The organism is Peribacillus sp. SIMBA_075 (assembly GCF_046534585.1).
Genome location: NZ_JAWRYN010001031.1, coordinates 1 through 256 on the forward strand (window position 1 = coordinate 1; position 256 = coordinate 256).

The window sequence follows — 256 nt, forward strand, 5'->3', positions numbered from 1 at the left end:
CTTATGCAATTTCTCCGAACACCAGTACCAAGATTTCCATGTTGGCGCACCGCAAAAAGGGGTCTACGAAGAAATATTTTCCACGAATGCAGCACAGTTCGGCGGCACGGCGGAAGAGTTGCAGCGGACGGCAGAAACGCTTGATGTGCCTTGCGATGGCCAGCCTTTTTCATTGAAGCTTGAGTTGCCGCCGTTCACGATGAATATCTGGAAAAAGAGAAAAGATGGGAGTGGTTTATTGTGAAGGAAAAAGTAG

The 256-nt window shown here is 48.0% G+C and carries 1 protein-coding gene; it reads left to right on the plus strand.

The window, feature by feature from the left end; all coding sequences use genetic code 11:
* On the plus strand, positions 1 to 244 hold a 244-nt coding region (locus tag SB775_RS31430), incomplete at its 5' end, for an alpha amylase C-terminal domain-containing protein (protein WP_410865193.1).
* Positions 245 to 256: the final 12 nt, after the last annotated feature.